The following is a 15,488-nucleotide window of genomic DNA, read 5'->3' as shown; positions in this document are numbered from 1 at the left end:
GGCGCGACCTAAGATCGAATCATCGAACCTGCAAAGGCTCTTTCGTGGCGAACATCAAGTCCCAGATCAAGCGGAACAAGACGAACGAGAAGGCGCGCCTGCGCAACAAGGCCGTCAAGTCCTCGCTCAAGACCGCGATCCGCAAGGCTCGCGAGGCTGTCACGGCCGGCGACCTCGAGAAGGCCACCGTGGCCGCTCGCGAGGCCTCCAAGAAGCTCGACAAGGCCGTCAGCAAGGGTGTCATCCACAAGAACGCCGCCGCCAACAAGAAGTCGGCGCTGGCGCGCAAGGTTGCCGCCCTCCAGGGCTAAGACGTAACCCGCTTCATCTGATCGACCCGCCCGACGGGACCCAGCGGCCCCTCTACCGCTCCCCGACGGCAGCTCAGTGCCGCGCGCGGACGCGTTCGCCACGCGGGCGCGGCGCTATCCAGAAGCAACGCGAAGGCCCCGTTCCATCCTTCCCCAGGACGGAACGGGGCCTTCGTGCTGCCCGGGGCCGCTCAGTGCGGGGCGCGGCCGACCAGCTCGACGACCTCGCCGAGGAAGCCCTCGTCGAGCATCGTGGAGACCGCGGTGTCGCCCTCGTCGCGCAGCCCCGCGTCGTGGCAGGCCACCCCCACCAGATAGCCGCCGTCCAGCTCGAAGGTGGCGAACGCCCACTCGCCGTGCGAGGCGGGCCCGCCCTGCGGGGTGAGCAGGCTGGTGCCCTCCGCGTCGAAGCCGAACTGGGTGAAGCCCATCCGCATGCCCTGGCCGAGCGCCTTGGTGTACGCCTCCTTCAGGGTCCAGGTGCGCACCAGGCGGCGCTGCTGCTCGGCCTCGTCGAGATCGCCGAGCCAGCGGCGCTCGGCGGGGGTGCACAGATGGCGCTGGACCGCGGAGTACTGGATGCGGCGGTCGGCGAGCTCGGTGTCGACGCCGACCCGGCCGCGCCGGTTGAGGCCCACCACCAGGAGGTCCCGGGTGTGGCTGAGGCTGACCTCGATCTGGTCGCAGCCGCGCAGATAGGGGCGCCCGCCCGCCTTGGAGGCCAGCTCGACGGTCTCGGGCGGGGTCTGGAGGGCCGCGCCCGCCGTGTGCTTGACCAGGAGCCGGGAGGCGGCGAAGCGGTCGCGGGCCTCCGGGTCCTGGAGGTTGTTGAGCCGCTGCCAGTCCCGGGCGCCGAGCAGCGGGCGCAGCTGGGGGTCGGCGATGGCCGCCGGCAGCCAGTCCCGCCAGTTGGCGTGCACCACGACATGGCCGTGCCATGCCATGGCCTGCCGCACCCGGCTCCATGGGCTGTCGGGTCCCGGCATCAGAAGGGGTTCGGCGATGCCCGTCCTTTTGAGAGGGCTCATGGGGTACCTGCTTCCGCCAGAGGCGCGTCGTGAAGATCGAAACTGCGGCCGGCCCGGAATCGCGCCAGCAGCTCCTCCGCCACCCGGTCGACGCAGTCCGGTGGCAGCGGAGGAAGGGTGAGGCCGAGCCTGCGCCCGTAGCGGTGCAGCGCGAGCGCCAGCCAGGCGGGGTCGGCGAGGAATCCGGCGCCGTGACGGTGGCGCTCCCAGGCGGCCAGCGCCGCCCCGGCGGCCGAGAGCACGGAGTGCCGGTCGGCGAGGGCGGCGGTGGCGGGGCTCGCGAGCGCGGCCCGGTCGCCGGGCTCGATCAGGAGGCAGGCCTCGCGCACGGCGAGCAGGTCGGCGTGGAAGGCGGCGGCCATCGCGGCGAGCACCTCGCCGTACGGGCCCTCGGCCGCCGACCCCGCGAGGCGTCCGGCCGACGCGGTGAGGGACGCGGCCAGGAAGTCGCCGCCGCCCGCGACTTCGAGGCCGCCGATGTCGAGGTGCGGCACCGGTTCACCGAGGTCGAACAGGGCGGCGGGCGGCTCCGCCTCGGTTCCCCAGAAGTGCCGCGCCAGCATGGGGAGTTGGGGGATCACCACGGCCTGGCAGGAGGCGGTCCCGGCGTGTCCGAGCCCGGCGGCCGGCAGGTCGCGGAGCAGCTTGCTGAGCATGCCCTGGTCGGTGTCGCGGCTGTAGCCGCCGGCCCCGAGCACGGTGGCGAGCTCCTCCAGGTCGTCCCGCAGCAGGTCCGGTACGAGGTATTTGAGCTCGGCCGCGGCCAGATGGGCGGCTCCGGGCAGCAGGGACAGGGCGCGCAGCACGGCGGTGGCCATGGCGTCGCCCGCGAGCAGATCGGCGAACACCCCGGCGAGCACCCCGCGCTGGCGCCTGCCGAGGGTGCCGCCCGCGAGCGCGGACCGCACGGCGGCGCGCAGCACGGTGTCCACGGAGGCGATGACGGCGCCGGTGATGAGGGTGCGGTTGAGCTGGAAGGTGCGCAGCGAAAGGCGGACGCCCGCGCCGAGTTCGCCGACCAGCGCCGCGCCCGGCACCTCGCACTCGTCGAACTCGTACCCGGCGAAGCGGCAGCCGCGCATGCCCGTGGTGGGGGTGCGCTTGAGCAACCGCACGCCGTCCGGCGGGAGTTGGTCCGGGTCGAGCAGGAACACCGAGTGGGACGCCGGGCCCGGGGCGGGGTCGGTGCGGACGTAGGCGACGACGGCGCCCGCGCGTTCGGCGTTGATGACGACGTCCTTGCGGCCGTCCAGGACGAAGCCGCCGGAGTACTCCATGGCGGTGAGTTCGCCGCGCAGCATCGCGGTGCCGTGGGCGAGCGAGCGGTGCACGATGGCCGCGCGGCCCCCCGACACGAGCAGCCCGGCCACGCGCTCGCGCTGGGCGGGCGACCCGGCGGCGAACACCGGGGCGGCCGCGAACAGCGAGGTGATGCCGTAGCCGAAGGCGAGCGCGACGTCGCGGCGGAAGACCGGGCGCAGCAGACGCATCAGCTGGTCGGCGTCGCGCAGCCGGCCGCCGAGGGAGACCGGCACCAATTCGGCGCCGAACCCCTCCTCGTCCAGCAACTCCTCGGCGGCGGCGAGGAGTTCGCTGTCCCCGTCGGCGGCGAGCAGGGCGCGGAAGCCCAGCGGGTTGGCCGGGTCGCAGGGGTCGCCGAAGCGGAATTCGAGCCGCTCGGCGCGCTGGCGTACGTCCGGGCCGGCGGCTCGGACGGTGGCGGTGGGCATGGGCTCAGCCTCCTTCTGCGGCGTACGGCGGCGCCGAGGCGTACAGCGGGCGCAGTTCGCCGCGCAGGTAGAGCTCGCGCATGAGCGAGCGGCGGACCTTGCCGCTGGTGGTGCGGCGCACGGTGCCGGGGCGGACCAGGACCACGCCGCCGAGCGAGGCGCCGAACTCCTGGTGCAGGCAGCCGCGGACCCGCTCGGCGAGGTCGGCGAGCTGGCCGCGGCTCCAGCCGGCGCCGCGGATCTCCTGGATGGCGACGATCTCCTCGTGCTCGGCGGGCGCGGCCAGCACCACGGCCGAGCCGAACGGGGCGCCGGACTGGGCGAGTTGGCGCTCGGCCTCCTGCGGGTGCAGGGTGCGGCCGTCGACGAGGAGGGCGTCCTTGATGCGGCCGGTGAGGTAGAGCTCGCCGTCGCGCAGCGCGCCGAGGTCGCCGGTGCGCAGGAAGCCGTACTCGCCGCAGGCGGTGGCGTGGCCGAAGGCGGCGGCGGTCTCCAGGGGGCGGCGCCAGTAGCCGTCGGCGACGGCCTCGCCGCGCACCCAGATCTCGCCGACGGCCCCCTCGGGCAGCACGGCCGAGCTCTCCGGGTCGACGATGCGTACGGTGACGCCCCGCGCGGGTCCGCAGCCGGCCAGGGTGCGCACCGGGTGGCCGGGCACCGGCGGGCTCAGCTCGCCGCGCTCCAGGGCCTCGGCGGAGACGGTGGCCGGTGCGGGCGGGAGCCGGTCGGCGAGGCTGACCAGGAGGGTGGCCTCGGCGAGGCCGTACCCGGCGGCGAGCGCGCCGGGGCGCAGGCCCGCGGCGGCGAAGCGGTGGGCGAAGGAGGACAGGGTGACGGCGGAGACCGGCTCGGAGGCGTTGACGGCGGTGGCGAGCGCGCTCAGGTCCAGGCCCGCGAGGTCCTCGTCGGTGGCTTCGGCCAGGCAGCGGACGTACGCGGAGTCGGGGGCGGCGGTGACGGTGACGCGGTGCCGGGCCACCTCGCGCAGCCAGCTCAGGGGGGCCGTGGCGAACCGGCGCCCGGGCATCAGGACGGCGGTGGCGCCGAGCCAGAGCGGGTGCAGGAGCTGGCCGATCAGGCCGAGGTCGTGGTGGAGCGGGAGCCAGCCGCCGATGCGGGCGTCCTCGTCGGTGCCGAGCGCGGTGCGCAGACTCTCCATGGTGGCGAGGAGGTTGGCGTGGGTGACCTGGACACCGCGCGGGGCGGCGGTGGACCCGGAGGTGTACTGGAGGAGCGCGAGGTCGGAGCCGTCGAGGGCGGGCGGCCGCCAGTCCGCGCCGTCGTCGGGCAGGCAGTCGACGGCCAGGCACACCACCGAGGAGCGTCCGGCGTCCGCGAGGCGGCGGGACAGTTCGGGGGCGTGCGCGGACTCGGTGAGCATGACGGCGGCGTCCGTCTCGGCGGCGATCGCGGCGGTGCGCTCGGCGGCGGCGCGCGAGCCGTCCGGCGGCGGCACCGGCACGGCGACGGCGCCCGCGTACAGGCAGCCCACGAGGGCGGCGACGGTGTGCGGGCCGCCGTCCATGGAGATCAGCACGGGCGCGCCGGCCGCGCGGCGGCGCAGCAGCGCGGCCGCGACGGATCTGGCCCGTACGTCGAGGTCCCGGTAGGTGAGCCGGTCGGCGTCGCCGTCACCGTCCAGGCAGAGCAGAGCGGTCCGTGCGGCTCGGTCGGCGAACCGCGCCGCCAGTGCCTGCGTGAAGCTCGTGGCTGGGGTCATCCTCTGCTCCCTGGTGCTCGGACGGATGGTTGGTCCTCCTACTCTCCGCTCGGCCCCTCGACCTGCACTCGAAGATCAACTGTTCTGGGCGGCGCCGCCGCTCACCTTCTGTGTCCGGGCGCCTCGTTCAACAGGTCCTGCAGGAGCAGGAGTTCCTGGCGGGTGAGCGGGACGTCGGGGCGCAGCCGTTCGGGGTGGCCCGGGGGCGGGCCGTCCGCGTCGGTGCGCAGCATGAGGCGGAACCCGCTGTCGAGCGAGCGCCGCCGGGCCCTGTTCCCGTCGGCGGCGGTCAGATACATGTCAACGCCACCGTGGACCATGAGCGCCTCGCCCACCGGTCGCAGACAACGGCCGATGAGGCGGCGCCATGTGCCCTTGCGGCGGCCGGCGGAGCCGTCCGGGCCGTCCGGTACGTCGGGGTTCTTCCGGACGGCCATGTCAGAGAACACCTTCCGAGCTGGGGTGTCCGTTCATGTTCACGTCACCTCTCCCTTCCCCCTGGCCGCCGGACGGCGCCTGGGTGGAGGGAGGATGGGAGCGGCCACTTGAGCCGTGGTCGGGTTCTGGCTGAAAGGCGCGGGTGCGGAACCACACGTACCGGTCCTGAAACGGCATGTGCCTAATTGGTCTCGGCCTCCGGTGGCGGCCACGGCCTATTGCATAATCGCTAGGACGTGACCGGCGGATCCGATCGACCACCACGGGCAGCGTCTTGTGGCGCGTTCGGGGCAGGATCCGGCGGGCATGCCCGTGCGACCGACTCATGATCCAGCACAACGGGGGGCACCATGGTGCGAGTTCTGATTGCCGAAGACATGCATATGCTGCGCAAGGCATTGGTGTCGCTCATTGAACTGGAGTCCGACCTGGAAGTGGTCGCCGAGCTGTCGTCGGGCACGGACATCGTGCCGACCGCGATGGCGATGCGGCCGGATGTCGCCGTCCTCGACATCGACCTGCCCGGCACCGACGGAATCACCGCCGCCGCCGGACTGCACACCTCGGTACCGGAGTGCCGCACGCTCATCCTGACCAGCCTGGGCAGACCCGGGAACCTCAGACGGGCGCTGGCCGCCCACGTCTCCGGTTTCCTGCCGAAGGACTCCGACCCCGACAGCCTCTGCGCCGCGATCCGCCAGGTGGCGGCGGGCGAGCGCGTCATCGACCCGCAACTGGCGCTCGCCACGCTCGACTCGGGCCCGTCGCCGCTCACCGACCGCGAGCGGGAGGTGCTCCAGCTGGCCTCCGAGGGCATGGAGGCCGGCCAGATCGCGTCCCGCCTCCACCTCTCGTCCGGCACCGTACGCAACTACCTGACGTCGGCCGTCAGCAAACTCAACGCGCGTAACCGTGTCGACGCGATCCGCATCGCCCGCGAGGCCGGCTGGCTGCACTCGGTCTGACGACCGGGCCCGGGGCTGCCGCATCAGCCCCGGCCGAAACGTTTCCGCAGGGCGTTCCGCCCTGCCCCCGGGCCGCCCGGAGCTCGACCTCGGCCCTGAGCTCGAACCGGCCGTCCGGCCGCGGGCCCGCCGTGAGCCGCCCGTTGACCGCCTCGATCCGCGACGTCAGATTGCCGATCCCGCTGCCCCCGCCGAGCCGCGAGGCGAGAAAAGGATCGCCCGGCCGGTCCGCCCCGTCGTTGACGAGACTCAGCCGCACCGCGCCCGCCGTCCGCTCGGCGGTGATCTCGCACCACTTCGGCCGGCCGTGCCGCAGCATGTTCGTCAGGCCCTCGCGCACCAGCGTGGCGAACACGGTCTCCACGTCGCCGGGCAGCTCACCGCAGTCGAGCCGGACGGTGGCGTGGATGCCCACACCGCAGAGCACGGCCATGGCGTGCTCGGCCTCCGCGCTCAGACACATGCTCCGACTGCCGCCCGCCACCGTCCGCACATCGCCGAGCGCGTCCCGGACGATGCCGAGCACCTCGGTCAGCTCCTGCCGCGCCTGCTCCGGCCGGTCCGGCCCGAGCCGCCGTACCAGCTCGCACTTGAGCGTGATCGCGGACAGGCTGAACCCGAGCAGATCGTGCAGGTCACGGGCGAACCGCAGGCGCTCGGTGGTGACGGCCAGGCGGGCGATCCCGGCGCGGGAGCGGTGGAGTTCGCAGGCCAGCTGGGCCATCCTGGTCAGCCCGAAGACGACCACGGCGCAGATCGGGGTGTACGCGGTCTCGTAGATCACGTCCTGCGCCGAGACCCCGACCGCGTACTGCGCGGCGTCGCTCGCCACGGTGACCAGCACCAGGACCGGCCAGCCCGCCACCGCCGGCAGCGCGAGCAGCGCCGATCCGGCGAGGAAGCCGGGAATGCCCGCCCACGCCCTGCCGTACACCAGGAACGGCACGAACTGGAGCAGCGCCTGCGCCCCCAGCGCCCCGTACCGCAGCCGTCCCGTCCAGCGCGCCCCCCAGGCGAAGCGCCGGTGGAAGGACTCGGCGAGCTGGAGCGCGAGGCAGCCGAGCAGACAGAGTTCGACGGTGCACAGCCCGTGCGCGTAGGGCGCGTAGGACCAGCCTTCGGCCGAGTACGACAGGAAGTAGCCCACCAGGACCGCGAGGGCGATCGCGCCCGCGGCCCGGGGCATCATGGCGGTGCTGCCCGGCCGGCCCGCCCTGCTCCGGTCGCCGACGGCCCGGGCACGCCGCCGCGGCCCCGAAGTCTCCGCGTCCTGCCGCAGCGGCACGACCGCCCGCAGCCTGAACCAGCCCCGGCCGTCGGCGCCGTGGGTCAGAGTGCCGCCGAGTTCGCGCAGGCGGGAGTCGAGCGCGGCGAGCCCGCCGCCGGACGCCGGCGCTCCCGTCCGGCCGACGCCGTCGTTGCCGAGCACCAGCACGGCGACACCACCACCGCACTCCGTGGTGATCACACAGCGCTCGGCCCTGCTGTGCCGCAGCATGTTCGTCAGCCCCTCGCCGAGCACCGTGGCCAGCACGGTGTCCACGGGGGCGGGCAGGTCGCCGCAGCGGTGGCGCACGGTGGTGTCGATCCCCGCCGCCGAGAGCACCGGAACCGCCGCCTTCGCCTCGTCCGACAGGGACATCTGGCGGTAGCCGCGGCTGACGGAGCGCACATCCGCGAGCGCCTTGCGCGAGGTGCGCAGCGCCTCCCCCAGTTCCTCGTACGCCCGGGCGGGAGCGTCCGCAAGCAGCCGGTACGCCAGTTCGCACTTGTGGGAGATCTCCGAGAGGCTGAGGCCGAGCACCTCGTGCAGGTCCCGCGCGAACCGTAAGCGCTCGCCCGCGACGGCCAGCCGCGAGAGCTCCTCGCGCGAGCGGTGCAGCCGGTCGATCATGTCGGACATCCGCGAGAGTCCGATGACGACCAGCGGAATCAGCACCGCTTCGACGCAGCCGTACACGAACTCCCCGGTGCCGAAGCCGAATTGGCAGAACATCGCGCACTGCCCCACGACCGCACAGGCGAAGAGCGGCCAGCCGACCGTCGCCGGGAACACCAGCACGCAGGAAGCGGTCAGGAACTCCGCCATCCCGCCCCACGCGGCCCCGAACACGCTGATCGGCGCGTACGCCAGCAGTCCGAGCAGCAGCCAGGTCGCGTAGCGCAGGCGCCCGGGCCCCGGCAGGAACCCGGGGAAGGAATGGGCCAGTTGGAGCCCCATGATCGCGGCGAAGCCGAGCGCGGCGGCCGACCCGTGCCACACGGAGGGATGTTCGGCCCAGACGTGACTGCCGTCGATGACGACGAAGCCGAGCAGCACCCCCGCGGTGATGGCGACCGCCGTACGCCGCGGCAGCACGCCCCCGTCCCCCCACACCGGTTCCCCGTCGGTGCGGCCGACCGCATCGGTCCCCAAGTCTCCCCCATGAACTTGCCTGCCTCTTCGGTTGTGGCGGTGCGCGGCGCGCGGTGGCCCCCCTGCTCAGGCGGCGAGCAGTTCCACTTCCGCCGTCAGCTCGAACCAGCCGTCCGGCCGGGCCCCCGCCGCCAGCCGCCCGTTCACCGCGTTGACCCGCGTGGTCAGATTCCCGATCCCGCTGCCGCCGTCGACCTTCGAGTCGAGCCCGGACGCGGCGCACCCGTCCACCCCGTCGTTGACGAGCGTGAGCCGCACCCCGGCCGCGGTGCGCACCGCCGTGATCTCACAGTGGGCGGCCTTGCTGTGCCGCAACATGTTCGTCAGACCCTCGCGCAACATCGTCGCGAGCACGGTCTCGACATCCCCGGGCAGCTCCCCGCAGTCCGTGTCCACGGTCGCCCGGATCCCCACCCCGGCCAGCATCGCGGTGGCGTTCTCCGCCTCCGCCGTCAGACTCATCCGCTGCCGCCCGTCCGCCACCGTCCGCACATCGGCCAACGCCTGACGCGCGATCTGCAACACCTCGGTCAACTCCTCCTGCGCCTGCACCGGCCTGTCCAACGCCAGCCGCCGCACCAGCTCACACTTGAGCGTGATCGCGGACAGACTGAACCCGAGCAGATCGTGCAGGTCACGGGCGAACCGCAGCCGCTCGGTCGTCACCGCCAGGCGGGCGATCTCCGTGCGGGACCAGTGCAGTTCGGACGCCAGCTGCGCCATGCGGGAGAGGCCGAAGACGACGAGACCGCAGATGAGGGTGTAGCAGGTCGTGTAGATCAGGTCGGTGGCGGCCCCGCCCGTCTGGTGGAGGGCGATGTCGCCGGCGGCGGTCACCGCGACGGCCAGGGACCAGGCCGGGACCGTCGGCAGCACGAGCAGCGCCGAGCCGACGACGAAGCCCGGCATGCCCAGCCAGGTCGGGCCGAAGAAGCCCCAGGGCACGGCCTGGAGCAGTACCAGCCCGACGAGGGAGCCGTACCGCAGCAGTCCGGGACGGCCGGACATCCGGTTGAGCCGCCACTGGAAAGAGACCAGGAGCTGGAGGAGGAGCGTGGCGAACATGCAGAGTTCCACCACCACCGCCTTGCCGAGCGGCGGCTCGTAGGACAGGGCGACCAGGGAGTACGCGAGGAAGTAACCCACCAGGACAGTGAACGCGATCGCCGAGGCGGCCCGGGGCACGAGGTCCCGGTGGCCGTGGGGCTGCGCCGCCGACTGCTCGGGCCCGTCCGACGCAGCCACGCGATCCGCGCCCTGATCCTGCTCCGCCCTGTCGGGCAACGGCACGGTGGCTTGGAGACTGAACCAACCCTGGCCGTCGCAGCCGTACTCGAGGGTGCCGCCGAGCTTCTTCACGCGGCTGTCGAGCGTCGCGAGTCCGCTGCCGGTGCCACTCTTGGAGGGGCGCCCGCGACCGATTCCGTCGTTGGCCAGAACCAGTACGGCGCCGGCCTCCGTCCGCTCGGCCCGGATCTCGCAGCTCTCGGCCTTGCTGTGCCGCAGCATGTTGGTCAGGCCTTCGCGCAGCGCGGTGGCGAGCACGGTGTCGACCGCTGTCGGCAACGCGCCGACCTCGAATTTCAAGGACGTACGGATACCCGCGGCGGACAGCATCGAGACGGCGGCATTGGCCTCACCCGCCAGCGACATCTCGCGATAGCCACGGCTGACCGAACGCACATCCGCGAGCGCCTTGCGCGAGGTGCGCAGCACTTCGCCGAGTTCTTCCTGTGCCTTGGCAGGGGCGTCCGCGAGCAACCGGTAGGCGAGCTCGCATTTGAGGGAGACGGCCGAGAGGCTGTATCCGAGGACGTCGTGCAGATCGCGGGCGAAGCGCAAGCGCTCTCCGGCGACGGCGAGACGGGACAGTTCCTCGCGGGAACGGTGCAGCTTGACGATCAGGTCGGACATGCGGGAGAGCCCGATGATGATCAGCGGGATCAGCGCACCCTCGAGGACGTTGTACGCCACCGTGCTGGCGGGGCCCCCGCTGTACAAATACCAACAAGTGAGCACGCCCACCGCGAAGAGGGGCCAGCCGATCACCGCCGGGAACACCAGGACCGAGGAGGCGGTCAGGAATTCCGCCATGCCGCTCCACGCGGAGCCGAACAGATGGATCGGCACGTAGGCCAGAACGGCTTGAAGGAACCAGGTCGCATACCGGAAACGGTAGAGGTTCGGCAAAAGCTGCGGGAAGGAATGGCAAAGCTGAAGGCCCAAGATCACCGCGAAGCCGCACAGTGCGGCGACGCGTTCCCACAAGGGCGGATTCTCGGCCCAGACGAAAACGCCGTCGATCACGAAAAACCCGAGCAACGCAGCCGCGGTCACCGCTATCGCCTTACGAGGCGGAAGCTCCACGGTGCCGATGTCCGTGGATATCCTCCCGGCCCTCTCGGCTACTTCTGCTTTCAACTGTCCCCCATGGTTTTCGGTGCCCGGTCAGAAGCACGTCTCCGGACCGGATCATAGGCAATCCGGCGGCCCGACCTGTAGTGCCCAGCCGGTTCTCACAGTTGGGCCGCGCCCTTGAGATCGGCCGCGAAGAGCATTCCCGCAGCAACCGTGTAGGCGCGCGCCGCTCTGACGACGTTCTGCGGCAGCGGAGCGTCGAGCGATGGCTGAAAATCACTGCCCTCCCGGAGATGATCCAGCAGCCGCAACGCATCGGGCCCGTGCAGTTCGACACGGTGGTCACAGCCCCCGTGCGCGAGCACCGGATCGCCTCCCGGCCTGCGCAGCACCATCCCCTCGGGCACCCGGAACCCGGCCCCGGGCGCCGTTGACGGCGGGCGGAACGTGGCCCGCGGAGAAAGCGGCACGACGCTCAGGAGCGGCGAGGCACCGATCGCGAGGTGTCGCACGATCAGGTGCTGGAGCGGTTCCAGCGCGTCGAGCAGCTCTCGCGACGCCTCATTCCACTCACTCTTCGGCACCTCGTAGCCAGGGAAGCCCGGCACCACGTTGCCGAGCGACACCGGGCCCAGCTGCATCCGGTGCAGCGCCTCGCGCAGCAGTGGTCCCGGCCGCTCCAGGCGCAGTTCCCCCCACGGCGTGCGCAGCACGGTGCTCTGGCCGAAGAGCACCATGACGTCCTCGCGCAGCGACCAGAACTCACCGAGTTCGCGGGCCGCGAGGCGGTCGATACGCATGAGAGGGGTCCTTCCACCGGCAGGGTGTGGTTCGCGTGCGACGTGCGGTCAACTGGTTCAGAGGAAGAGCGGGACCGGGTTGAGGTCCTCGTACCGGGTCGGCGCGGCCACTCTGCCGAGCCGCACCGGGACGTCGAAGAGGCGTCCGGGGGCGTAGCGCGCCCAGTGGGGTCTGAGTCCGGGCACCACCACCTTGACGACCGGCAGGCCGACGTCGGGTCTCGTCTGGTCGAGGACGAGCAGTTCCATGCCCTTCCCGCGCAGCAGCTCCACGACCGTCTCGATGTCCTCGTACAGGTCGTCGCTCGGAGTGTAGGGGTGCGTTCCGGGCCCGGTCGGGGCGCAGTCGGCGGGGAGCAGATAGGGGTGGCCCTCGACGGTGGCGGTGCGCAGCCACTCGCGTACGTCGGGGTCCTCGGCGGCCGCGCGGGAGACGCTGCCGTCGGGTGCCACCACGTGCGGCATCATCTGGTTCAGTTCGGTCAGGGCGCGGCGGAGCGCGATCGCGGGGTCGAAGTGGGCGCCGAAGCCGAACATGATGTCTTGCCGCTGCCCCGGTTCGGCGTGCGCAATCCTCGACAGTGCGGCCATGACGGGGATGCCGAGGTCGGCGGTGAGGTCGAGGACCCACACCTCGCGGCCCAACGAGGCATGTACGCGCCGGAGTTCGGCGATCCACGGGTCGTCGAAGGCATCGAGGTCCACCGCCGGATGGCGGGTGCGGTTGTACCACCACAGCGCCAGCGCGTCGCGCTCGACGAGTTCGAGGAAGCCCTGGAGCACGGCGTCCTCCACCGTTCCCCCGGCGGCCGTGCCGTTCGAGGTGGCCAGGCAGGAGAACGCGCCGGGCGCCTGGGGCGCCCCGTAGTAGAGGAGCGCGGTCGGGAGCAGCTTGTGCCGCTGCTCGGTCACCGACCACAGCGGGGTCCAGTCGTTGGGTCTCTCCTCGTCGAAGGGGTCGGCGACGTACTGGAAGGGGCCGTGCGCCTCGTTCCACTCGGCGCGACCGGCGTACTGCCGCTCGTCGTAGAGCTGGACCGTGTCGGGGTGGATGGCGTCGCCGGCCAGTTCGCGGTAGCTGCCGCGGACCGTCGCCTCGCCGCCCTCGAAGTGGCCCGAGTGACGTTCGAGGGCCTCGGCCAGCGCGCTGACCCTGGCCTGGATCTCGGTCGCCCCCTTGCCTCCGCAGGAGGCGCGCAGCCCGCCGCGTATCGCGCCGAGACCCTGGGTTCCGGCGGCCGGGTTGAGGCCGGCCGAGAAGGAGTTGAAGAACTCGGGACCACATTCGTTGCGGACGATGCCGCGCACCAGACCGGTGACAGGGTCCACCAAGTGGACAAAGCGGTCGAGGAGTTGTTGGGGCGTGAGGCTGCGGTGGCCGTTCCCCCCGGTGTCCCGCTTGATGCGTGAGCGCAGCACGACCGGGGCTTGCACCTGAGCGGTGGTCATCGCGGGCTCGCCGCAGCTGGGACACTGCGGGCGGCGCACGACGGGGTGGAGTTCCCCGGTGAGGGTGAGCCCGTCGAGCGTGCGCAGCGCCTGCTGGCTCGCGTCCCGGTAACCCGCCAGCCACTTGGCCGCTTCCAGCCCCGCCAGTTGGAGGGCGGCGAGCCGGGCGGCGGGCAGCGTGCACGAAGGGCGGGGTATCGGCCCCGAACGGCCCAGCATGCGCTGGACGTGCGCCTCCACCGGGCGGCTGCGCCACAGGCGTTCGGCCAGACAGGCCCAGCAGGGTCCGTCCGCGTCCCCGAAGAAGGGGCCGATCCACATCTCGGTGCCCTCGGTCTTCACCGGCAGCCAGCGGCGGCCCGAGGCGCGGAACTCCGCGTCGATGACGGCGAGTTCGGGGTCGAGGTAGTCGTCGCAGAGGACGAGGGTGAGGTCGGCGCAGACCTCCGCGGTCGTATCGAGTCCGGCCGCGGCGAGGGCTCCGGACAGCTCGCCCTCGTCCGCGCTGCCAACCGACACGACACGTACAACGCCCTGCGTGAGGGCGGTCGCCGCCCGGTTGCCGTCCAGTCCCGCCGCTTCCCAGTACGCCTGCTCGGCCGCCTCCTGGGGCGACACCTGGTGCTCGCGGCCGCAGAGCAGCCCAGCGCCGGTCAGCCGCGACACCAGTCGGGCGGCCTGCCCGGAAGGGAGGGCGTCCGCGGTGTCCTGGGCGATGCGCTCCAGGGGGCGGGTGCCGTCGAGGAGGGGGGCGAGGCGGGCGATCTGCTCTCCGTGCAGTGCGGTCACCCGCTGGTCGGAGATCAGGTACACCGCTTCACCGGGCACCTGCTCGACCCGCAGGTGCGGCTTGAATCCCAGGAGCGGGGCGGCGATCTGGACGGCCCCCATCAGACGGTGCGCCGGGCGGTCTCGGCGGCGATGGAAACCGGGGTCTGGGCGACACCCGAACCCCAGGTCCCGGCGGGAACCTGGCTGAAGGCCGCCTGCCGGCCGAACTCCTCGATCACGAGGTCATCAAGGACGGACACTGCGAGGCCGACGTTCGCGTTCATGGTTCTTCCCCCTGGCAGACAGCTGATGGAGGCCGGGGGACCTGACCCCCTAGCCGTCGGTACTCGACTCCTGGTCGGGCCGACGTCCAGAACTCTGCCGGGTCGGCCGGATCCGCCCCAGTGCCGCGGTCACGGGATGCACATGAAACTTTCATACCTCTCTCCAGGACACGCACATGCCGGGTTCAGGAGCCCGGCACTGCCCCGAAACGGCCGTGGATGACAGCTTGTGAGGGTGCTTGGAGCCGGGTCCGAAACCATCGGGTCATCCGGCAGATCCGACCCCGGAGGAATCCCATGGAGATCAAGGTTCTCGGTCCGCTCATGGCCGAGTCGGGCGGCACGTCGGTCGTCCCGAGCGCCGGCAAGCCCAGGCAGATACTGGCGCTGCTGTCGGTGTACGCGAACCAGGTCATGCCCGTTCCGACGCTGATGGAGGAGATCTGGGGGGCGGACATGCCCCGCAGCGCGCTGACCACCCTTCAGACGTACATCCTCCAGCTGCGCCGGCTGATCGCGGGGGCGCTCGGCCCGGACAGCCCGTACACCGCCCGTGAGGTGCTCGCCACCCGGCACGGCGGCTACCTCCTGGAGGTCACGCCGGGTTCGGTGGACGTGCACGAGTACGACCGGCTGGTGGCGACCGGGCGCGGCGCCGCCGAGCGCGGTGACGACGAGAGCGCCGCCGCGCTCTACCGCGAGGCGCTCGGCATGTGGCGCGGTCCGGCCCTGGTGGACGTGCGGCTCGGGCCGCTCCTGGAGATCGAGCTGGTCCGCCTGGAGGAGAGCCGGCTCGGAGTCCTGGAGCAGCGGATCGACTCCGATCTGCGGCTCGGGCGGCACATGCAACTGCTCGCCGAACTCACCTCCCTGACGGCCCGTCACCCGCTGCACGAGAGCCTGCACGCCCAGTGCATGGTGGCGCTGTACCGGTCCGGTCGGCAGTGGCAGGCCCTGGACGTGTTCCAGAACCTGCGGCGCGGGCTCGCCGACGAGCTCGGCCTCGACCCCTCGGCGCGGCTCCAGCAGCTGCACCGCGCGGTCCTCGCCGGTGACCCGGCGCTGGACTCGCACCAGGCCGGGCGACGCCCGGTGCTCGACCTCTTCGCCGCCTGAGCGGCGCACGGGCGGCCTGGACCGCCCGGCAGCAACGCGTCCGGACCCCGCCCTCTCCCCCCACAGGGCGGGGTCCGACGCGTGCGCGGCTCGATCCGCCCT

At 72.3% G+C, this 15,488-nt stretch carries 12 protein-coding genes; 3 read left to right on the top strand and 9 right to left on the bottom strand.

Translation table 11 applies throughout. The features are described 5' to 3' along the window. Positions 1-44: 44 nt before the first annotated feature. Positions 45-311 carry a 30S ribosomal protein S20 gene (gene rpsT, locus AC07F3_RS07255; protein WP_114035358.1) on the top strand — a complete coding sequence of 89 codons (267 nt, stop codon included), beginning with the start codon at positions 45-47 and terminating at the stop codon, positions 309-311. 191 nt (positions 312-502) lie between these two features. On the opposite strand, the gene AC07F3_RS07250 is transcribed toward rpsT, so the two are convergent. The 4 genes from AC07F3_RS07250 to AC07F3_RS07235 all read right to left on the bottom strand — a co-directional run bounded on the left by AC07F3_RS07250 (position 503) and on the right by AC07F3_RS07235 (position 5,226). Next, complete coding sequence (locus tag AC07F3_RS07250) at positions 503-1,339, bottom strand: 4'-phosphopantetheinyl transferase family protein (protein ID WP_479111316.1); 837 nt, start codon at positions 1,337-1,339, stop codon at positions 503-505. Then, positions 1,336-3,069, bottom strand: coding sequence for an acyl-CoA dehydrogenase (locus AC07F3_RS07245; RefSeq protein ID WP_479111314.1), 1,734 nt, complete (start codon positions 3,067-3,069; stop codon positions 1,336-1,338). Before AC07F3_RS07245 ends, AC07F3_RS07250 begins: the two co-directional genes overlap by 4 nt. A 4-nt stretch (positions 3,070-3,073) precedes the next feature. Next, entirely contained in the window at positions 3,074-4,789 is a 1,716-nt protein-coding gene (locus tag AC07F3_RS07240; protein WP_479111312.1) for a fatty acyl-AMP ligase, read from the bottom strand. A gap of 101 nt (positions 4,790-4,890) precedes the next feature. Then, positions 4,891-5,226, bottom strand: coding sequence for a DUF6059 family protein (locus tag AC07F3_RS07235; protein ID WP_479111310.1), 336 nt, complete (start codon positions 5,224-5,226; stop codon positions 4,891-4,893). Between the two features lie 351 nt (positions 5,227-5,577). On the opposite strand from AC07F3_RS07235, the gene AC07F3_RS07230 reads away from it, so the two are divergent. Then, positions 5,578-6,192 carry a response regulator transcription factor gene (locus tag AC07F3_RS07230; protein WP_053726109.1) on the top strand — a complete coding sequence of 205 codons (615 nt, stop codon included), beginning with the start codon at positions 5,578-5,580 and terminating at the stop codon, positions 6,190-6,192. Here AC07F3_RS07230 and AC07F3_RS07225 read toward each other — a convergent pair. The 5 genes from AC07F3_RS07225 to AC07F3_RS07205 form a co-directional block, all read right to left on the bottom strand. Then, the gene (locus AC07F3_RS07225; RefSeq protein ID WP_479111308.1) at positions 6,125-8,608 is read right to left on the bottom strand and encodes a sensor histidine kinase; all 2,484 of its coding nucleotides are present in this window, start codon (positions 8,606-8,608) and stop codon (positions 6,125-6,127) included. The genes AC07F3_RS07230 and AC07F3_RS07225 overlap by 68 nt on opposite strands. Positions 8,609-8,674: 66 nt before the next feature. Further along, positions 8,675-10,738, bottom strand: coding sequence for a sensor histidine kinase (locus AC07F3_RS07220; RefSeq protein WP_479111306.1), 2,064 nt, complete (start codon positions 10,736-10,738; stop codon positions 8,675-8,677). Positions 10,739-11,124: 386 nt separating this feature from the next. Then, complete coding sequence (locus AC07F3_RS07215; RefSeq protein ID WP_479111304.1) at positions 11,125-11,766, bottom strand: hypothetical protein; 642 nt, start codon at positions 11,764-11,766, stop codon at positions 11,125-11,127. Positions 11,767-11,823: 57 nt separating this feature from the next. Then, positions 11,824-14,106 (bottom strand): TOMM precursor leader peptide-binding protein, encoded by a 2,283-nt coding sequence (locus tag AC07F3_RS07210; protein WP_479111302.1) that lies wholly within the window; start codon positions 14,104-14,106, stop codon positions 11,824-11,826. After that, positions 14,106-14,270, bottom strand: coding sequence for a hypothetical protein (locus AC07F3_RS07205; protein WP_479111300.1), 165 nt, complete (start codon positions 14,268-14,270; stop codon positions 14,106-14,108). The genes AC07F3_RS07210 and AC07F3_RS07205 overlap by 1 nt, the downstream gene beginning before the upstream one ends. Before the next feature lie 297 nt (positions 14,271-14,567). Here AC07F3_RS07205 and AC07F3_RS07200 point away from each other — a divergent pair, with 297 nt between their 5' ends. After that, entirely contained in the window at positions 14,568-15,386 is an 819-nt protein-coding gene (locus tag AC07F3_RS07200; protein ID WP_469834167.1) for an AfsR/SARP family transcriptional regulator, read from the top strand. Positions 15,387-15,488 lie beyond the last annotated feature (102 nt).

This window comes from Streptomyces sp. NPDC045846, from assembly GCF_056431605.1.
The sequence above is the reverse complement of the archived record's forward strand: the minus strand, read 5'-3'. Positions and strand labels throughout refer to the sequence as shown.

What these genes read in the sequence shown, in the direction of transcription:
- AC07F3_RS07245 (WP_479111314.1), bottom strand. Translation starts at nt 3,069, where the DNA reads ATGCCCACCGCCACCGTCCGAGCCGCCGGCCCGGACGTACGCCAGCGC.
- AC07F3_RS07215 (WP_479111304.1), bottom strand. Translation starts at nt 11,766, where the DNA reads ATGCGTATCGACCGCCTCGCGGCCCGCGAACTCGGTGAGTTCTGGTCG.
- AC07F3_RS07230 (WP_053726109.1), top strand. Translation starts at nt 5,578, where the DNA reads ATGGTGCGAGTTCTGATTGCCGAAGACATGCATATGCTGCGCAAGGCA.
- AC07F3_RS07235 (WP_479111310.1), bottom strand. Translation starts at nt 5,226, where the DNA reads ATGGCCGTCCGGAAGAACCCCGACGTACCGGACGGCCCGGACGGCTCC.
- AC07F3_RS07250 (WP_479111316.1), bottom strand. Translation starts at nt 1,339, where the DNA reads ATGAGCCCTCTCAAAAGGACGGGCATCGCCGAACCCCTTCTGATGCCG.
- AC07F3_RS07210 (WP_479111302.1), bottom strand. Translation starts at nt 14,106, where the DNA reads ATGGGGGCCGTCCAGATCGCCGCCCCGCTCCTGGGATTCAAGCCGCAC.
- AC07F3_RS07205 (WP_479111300.1), bottom strand. Translation starts at nt 14,270, where the DNA reads ATGAACGCGAACGTCGGCCTCGCAGTGTCCGTCCTTGATGACCTCGTG.
- AC07F3_RS07240 (WP_479111312.1), bottom strand. Translation starts at nt 4,789, where the DNA reads ATGACCCCAGCCACGAGCTTCACGCAGGCACTGGCGGCGCGGTTCGCC.
- AC07F3_RS07200 (WP_469834167.1), top strand. Translation starts at nt 14,568, where the DNA reads ATGGAGATCAAGGTTCTCGGTCCGCTCATGGCCGAGTCGGGCGGCACG.